This is a genomic window from Bacillus sp. P4_D3, from assembly GCF_056401855.1.
The window spans coordinates 1-5,974 of record NZ_JBFUIN010000188.1; the positions used below are offsets into that span (position 1 = coordinate 1).

Below are 5,974 nucleotides of genomic sequence, written 5' to 3' on the forward strand. Positions count from 1 at the left end.
GAATATTAATGAGACCGAAGCGAGAGGCGATGATTTGGACGATCATTGAACCGATACAAAAAATTGCAAAAGGGGACTTCTCTGTAAAAATACGGAATGAAGAAAAGTATGATGGCGAAATTGGTGTACTCGTAAAGAGTATAAATGATATGACAGATGAACTGAATGCGATGGAGAAACTGCGCCAGGAATTTGTATCGAATGTATCGCATGAAATACAGTCACCATTAACTTCTATAAAAGGATTTGCTAGAGCGCTACAAGATAATAATCTTTCTGAGGAAAAAAGAAAGCATTATCTTACCATTATTGAAACTGAAACAACGAGATTATCTAAACTGAGTCAAAATTTATTAAAGCTAACACTTTTAGAATCAGAAGAGTATGTATCAGAAAGAGTGACTTATCGATTAGATCAGCAGTTAAAGCAAGTTGTATTAAATAGTGAACCGCTTTGGGCTGAAAAAGAAATTGAGTTAGACCTTGATTTAGAAAAAGTGAAAATGACTGCCGATCAAGAAAGTATGAGTCAAGTATGGATCAATTTAATTCATAACAGTATTAAATTTACTCCAAGTGGTGGTACGATTACAATTCAGTTAAAAGAACATAAGAAATTAGTGGAAGTACGTATTCATGATAATGGAATTGGTATATCAGAGGAACAGAAGCAGCATGTTTTTGAACGTTTTTATAAAGCAGATTCTTCACGGAATCGCGCTTATGGAGGAAGTGGCTTAGGTTTGGCGATTGTAAAAAAAGTACTCGACCTTCATCAAGGAGAAATAAAAGTCGAGAGTGAGGAAGGAAATGGTACGGAATTTATTGTGTGTATTCCTAAGTATAAAGAAAAATAGTGTTAGGAGGATATCCTTCTAACACTATTTCTCTTTAAAAATACATTTACCATTACTGCAACTATATTGATAAGCTTTGCCTTCGCTATTTATACGGTATGAGTAATTTGATTCTTTATCTTTCTTAAAATCAACGTATGCTTCTGCACCGTTTTTATCATCATCTATATCAATGAATTGAACGTGTCGTATAGAATAATCCTTCTTTTCACTTAATCCCCTTCCTTGCAAGTTTGTATGAATACCTTCTACTAATTGGTCAAACAGTGACCAATTTAAATTAAAATTCTCAAATGACTCAGTATGTCTTCCTAAAATGCCGTTGTCTTGTATTATTTTTTTATGATTATCGTATTTATAAGAGTATGTAAAATAGGGTTCGTCTTTATATACTACTGCTGCATAATAGCCGATATTATAAATGGGAGTATATTTTCCAGTAATGCTTTGTATATCTTCTTGTTTATAGCTTTTTATAGTATGGAGATAACCACTGGTATCTTTTTCTATTACTTTATAGTTTAGAGGATTACCAAATGTAAAGTACATCGCAAAAAATATGATACATAGCCCGACTGCAGTTAGTGACAAGAACCATTTTTTTCTTTTCATATACATACACTCTCCTACTCTGGATTTGTTTTTATTTTACATGAATAATGATAAAAACGTGAGACTTATAAATAAAAACTTTCTATAGTTACCTAGAAGTAACCTACGCACATGAAAGTGCATCATTGCCTTTTTACATAAACATAGATACACTTTTAATATAATAAACAACTGAGAAGATTAAGGAGTGTTATACTTGGCAGAATTATTACAAGGAAAAAATGCTTTAATTACAGGCGCAGGTAGAGGGATTGGTCGTGCTGTAGCGATCGCATTAGCAAAAGAGGGCGTAAATGTTGGTCTTTTAGCTCGTTCAGAAGAAAATTTAAAAGCAGTTGCGAAAGAAGTGGAAGCAGAAGGTGTAAAAGCTGTTATTGCGACTGCTGACGTATCTTCATATGAAGAGGTAACTACTGCAATTGAAACATTAAAAAACGGTTTAGGATCTATCGATATTTTAATTAATAACGCTGGTATTTCTAAGTTTGGTAAGTTTTTAGAACTAGACGTTGCTGATTGGGAAAAAATCATTCAAGTAAACTTAATGGGTGTATACTATGCAACCCGCGCAGCTTTACCAAGCATGATTGAACAACAATCTGGTGATATTATTAATATTTCATCTACAGCAGGGCAAAAAGGGGCACCTGTAACAAGTGCGTATAGTGCTTCTAAATTTGGTGTTCTTGGTTTAACAGAATCGTTAGCGATGGAAGTTCGTAAACATAACATTCGTGTAACAGCTTTAACACCAAGTACAGTAGCAACTGATATGGCTGTAGATTTAGGGTTAACTGATGGAAACCCTGATAAAGTAATGCAAGCAGAAGATATTGCAGAATTTATCGTAGCACAGCTGAAATTAAATAAACGTACATTTATTAAATCAGCAGGACTTTGGTCTACTAATCCGTAAGGACTAAATTTATAAACAAAGAAGGGACATCTATTCTGTAATGGAGTGGATGTCTCTTCTTTATTTTTGTATATGAAACAGAATTTTCTGTATGATAAAATGTGAATGGTAGAAAATCATTAAAAAATTGAAGGAGATGGTATTTACATGAGTATGATTGAGAAATGGACTGCTGTTGATCAATATATGAGTGACGTATTAATACCAAAAGATTCTACATTAGAAGAGGTTCTTCAAGCAAATGCTGGAGCTAATTTGCCGGCACATGATGTATCGCCAACTCAAGGGAAGTTTTTACAACTATTAGTACAAATTCAAGGAGCTCGTAACATTTTAGAAATTGGCACTCTAGGCGGATATAGCACTATATGGCTTGCAAGAGCATTGCCATCTGGAGGGCGAATTGTTACATTAGAAGCAAGTGAAAAGCATGCTGAAATTGCACGGAGCAATATTGAACGTGCCAATTTGAATGATAGAATAGAAATACGAGTAGGATTAGCGTTAGATTCTTTACARAAAATAGAAAACGAGAAGTATGAACCATTTGATTTTATTTTCATAGATGCTGATAAACAAAATAATCCGGCTTATTTTGAATGGGCAATGAAACTATCACGCCCTGGTACTGTAATTATTGGGGATAACGTAGTACGTGAAGGAGAAGTTATTGACAATACTAGCAGCGATCCTCGTGTACAAGGGATACGCCGATTCTATGAATTAATAGCTGCTGAGCCGCGTGTAAGTGCTACGGCGCTTCAAACTGTCGGAAGTAAAGGGTATGATGGATTTGTAATGGCAGTCGTTAAAGAATGATGTAAGGAGATAAGTGGAATGAAAAAGATGTTTCAAAAATTATAACATGTATCGTGTGTAACAAAGTTAGCCCGAGGACCTCCAACATACATAACAATATAAGTTTATATAAAAAATTGGAGGTTAGGAATAGATGAGAACTGAAAAAGAAATGCTAGACTTAATTATAAATACAGCAAAAGAGGATGAAAGAATTCGAGCTGTCATTATGAATGGGTCACGTGTGAATCCAAATGTGAAAAAAGATTGTTTCCAAGACTATGATATTATTTATGTTGTAAAAGATATACAATCTTTTACGTGTAATCATAGTTGGATTCATAGATTTGGAGAAATAATGATTGTGCAAATGCCGGAAGAAATGTCGTTAGTTCCAGCGGATGAAGACGGGAAATTTCCGTATTTAATGCAGTTTATGGATGGAAACCGGATTGATTTAATGCTAGTTCCAGTGGATTTAATAAATAAATTTATTGGACAGGATAGTTTAAGTAAATTACTACTGGATAAAGACAATTGTATTGGAGAATTTCCGCCAGCAAGTGATAAAGATTACGTTATAAAAAAGCCTACAGAAAAAGAGTTTTTCGATTGCTGTAATGAATTTTGGTGGTKCAGCACAAATGTAGGGAAAGGGTTATGGAGAGAGGAATTTTCTTATGCGAAAGGAATGCTTGAAGGCCCAATGCGAGATATGTTAATCGTAATGATAGAATGGCATATTGGCATGAAAACAAATTTTACAGTGAATACCGGAAAGTTTGGTAAGCATTTCGAGCAATATGTTGAAAAAGATACGTGGGAGCAATTTAGAAAGACATTTTCAAATGCAGAATATGAAAATATATGGCAGTCATTCTTTGTAATGGGAGATCTATTTAGGGAAGTTGCGAACGAAATTGCTAACGCTTATGGATATCAATACCCGCAAGGTGATGATGACAGGGTGACAAGTTATTTAAAACATGTGAAAGTTTTGCCGAAAGATAGTACATCGATTTATTAATTTTATAAAGCAGTAAGACTGTCCTAATTATGGACAGTCTTATTTTTGTATATTGATAAGAATTTCTCTAACAAAGTGCAGATGAATCACATATGAAATTTTAGGGAGGTTTTTATCATGTATTATTTTTATGCGCCAGAAATGTTCGTTCCATTTCAGTTGGGGACAGAACGTAATATTTCGTATGCTTATATGCCATATCATTCATTTTATTATGGAGACTATATAAACGCATTGCCATACGCATTACATGTTCCTCAAAATTATGAAGCCCAAATGAAAGAAGAGGATCGAGGGTCATGGACACCATTTTCATGGGTCGAAAAATATGCGTATGCATTTTCAGGACCATACAATAAAGCAGAAGTAGCTCTTACATTTGATGATGGACCAGATTTAGTATTTACTCCAAAAATTTTAGATAAGTTAAAACAACATAATGTGAAAGCTACATTCTTCTTGCTTGGTGAAAATGCAGAAAAGTTTCCGAATGTAGTAAAGCGTATCGCGAATGAAGGGCATGTAATTGGTAATCATACGTATAGCCATCCGAATTTAGCGAAAGTAAATGAGGCTGAGTACCATAATCAAATTATAAAAACGGAAGAAATATTAAATCGTTTAGCTGGTTATGCACCGAAATTTATTCGTCCACCATATGGTGAAATACTTGAAAATCAATTGAAGTGGGCAACAGAGCAAAATTTTATGATTGTACAGTGGAGTGTTGATACAGTTGATTGGAAAGGGGTAAGTGCTGATACGATTACAAATAATGTGTTAGGGAATTCATTTCCAGGTAGCGTCATACTTCAACATTCGACTCCAGGTGGACATTTGCAAGGGTCTGTAGATTCGCTAGACAAAATCATTCCGCAGTTAAAAACGAAAGGAGCACGTTTTGTAACACTTCCAAGCATGTTCCAGACATCGAAAGAAAGAAAATAAACAAATATGCCACTAATTGGAAAATGTAGGGTTATACCGTATAATGAAAGTGTAAGTTAGGGGGGATATAATTGATGGATGCACTAGTAAACATAGGAATAAGCATATTGATTGGTATTATATTTATACTTGCGGCCCTTATTCTTCAAAAAAATCCACCGACGGATATTAACGCAGCATACGGTTACCGTACGAAACGATCTATGAAAAATAAGGAATTATGGGATGCAGGTAACAGGTATAGTGCAGAAGTGATGAAACAAAATGGATTCATTATGATGTTAATTGGAAGTGTTATTAGTATAGTGTTTAGATATCCACATACAATGATAGCGATTATGGTTATTATGCTGTTGTTAATCATTCGCTTATTTATGAGAGTAGAGAAAAGATTAAAGATACTTGAACAATAATGAGAAATAAAATAGGACTTCCGCACAATATAAGCTGGAAGTCCTATTTTATTTACAAACTATTATTTTTTAGCAATTCTTTTCCTTGTTCTACAACAAATTCATAGTATTCAAGGTCATATGGATAAATATCTTCAAATGTTATCGTTATCGGTTTATTGTTTAAAACAGAAATAGCCGTTAAAGATGAAATATCTTTTTTAAATAGTTGTAGAAATGAAGTTGCATGTACTTTCATCACATCGTCTACTTCTTCACCTGGTGCGAATGGAAGCGGATTGACGACATTGTGAAAATACATATGACAAAACTCGCGATCAGTAAGATTTGAAATTTCATAATCTATTTTAAAGATTCCTTTGTATACTAAATCAGTCGTTTGAAAGGAAAGCCCCAATTCCTG

At 34.0% G+C, this 5,974-nt stretch carries 8 protein-coding genes; 6 read left to right on the plus strand and 2 right to left on the minus strand.

Annotated features, from left to right (window positions below; all coding sequences use genetic code 11):
- A partial coding sequence (gene hitS / locus AC1DTM_RS16585) for an envelope stress sensor histidine kinase HitS (RefSeq protein WP_477000508.1) occupies positions 1–857 on the plus strand: 857 nt, incomplete at its 5' end.
- A gap of 24 nt (positions 858–881) precedes the next feature.
- Here the strand turns inward: hitS and AC1DTM_RS16590 are convergent.
- Positions 882–1,469 carry a DUF3139 domain-containing protein gene (locus AC1DTM_RS16590; RefSeq protein WP_033714694.1) on the minus strand — a complete coding sequence of 196 codons (588 nt, stop codon included), beginning with the start codon at positions 1,467–1,469 and terminating at the stop codon, positions 882–884.
- A 196-nt stretch (positions 1,470–1,665) separates the two neighbouring features.
- On the opposite strand from AC1DTM_RS16590, the gene AC1DTM_RS16595 reads away from it, so the two are divergent.
- The 5 genes from AC1DTM_RS16595 (at position 1,666) to AC1DTM_RS16615 (ending at position 5,571) form a co-directional block, all read left to right on the plus strand.
- Positions 1,666–2,385: a 3-ketoacyl-ACP reductase gene (locus AC1DTM_RS16595; protein WP_000818985.1), complete on the plus strand. Its 720-nt coding sequence runs from the start codon at positions 1,666–1,668 to the stop codon at positions 2,383–2,385.
- Between the two features lie 147 nt (positions 2,386–2,532).
- On the plus strand, positions 2,533–3,204 hold the full coding sequence (locus AC1DTM_RS16600; protein ID WP_016104569.1) for an O-methyltransferase: 672 nt from the start codon (positions 2,533–2,535) through the stop codon (positions 3,202–3,204).
- Between the two features lie 133 nt (positions 3,205–3,337).
- Complete coding sequence (locus tag AC1DTM_RS16605) at positions 3,338–4,210, plus strand: aminoglycoside 6-adenylyltransferase (protein WP_477000509.1); 873 nt, start codon at positions 3,338–3,340, stop codon at positions 4,208–4,210.
- A gap of 117 nt (positions 4,211–4,327) precedes the next feature.
- Complete coding sequence (locus AC1DTM_RS16610; RefSeq protein ID WP_002158259.1) at positions 4,328–5,158, plus strand: peptidoglycan-N-acetylglucosamine deacetylase; 831 nt, start codon at positions 4,328–4,330, stop codon at positions 5,156–5,158.
- Between the two features lie 74 nt (positions 5,159–5,232).
- A complete protein-coding gene (locus AC1DTM_RS16615) occupies positions 5,233–5,571 on the plus strand; it encodes an SdpI family protein (protein WP_016104571.1) in 339 nt (112 codons plus the stop codon).
- Between the two features lie 52 nt (positions 5,572–5,623).
- Here AC1DTM_RS16615 and AC1DTM_RS16620 read toward each other — a convergent pair.
- Positions 5,624–5,974: NUDIX hydrolase (locus AC1DTM_RS16620; protein WP_477000510.1), on the minus strand; the 351-nt coding region annotated here is incomplete at its 5' end.

What these genes read in the sequence shown, in the direction of transcription:
- AC1DTM_RS16590 (WP_033714694.1), bottom strand. Translation starts at nt 1,469, where the DNA reads ATGAAAAGAAAAAAATGGTTCTTGTCACTAACTGCAGTCGGGCTATGT.
- AC1DTM_RS16610 (WP_002158259.1), top strand. Translation starts at nt 4,328, where the DNA reads ATGTATTATTTTTATGCGCCAGAAATGTTCGTTCCATTTCAGTTGGGG.
- AC1DTM_RS16615 (WP_016104571.1), top strand. Translation starts at nt 5,233, where the DNA reads ATGGATGCACTAGTAAACATAGGAATAAGCATATTGATTGGTATTATA.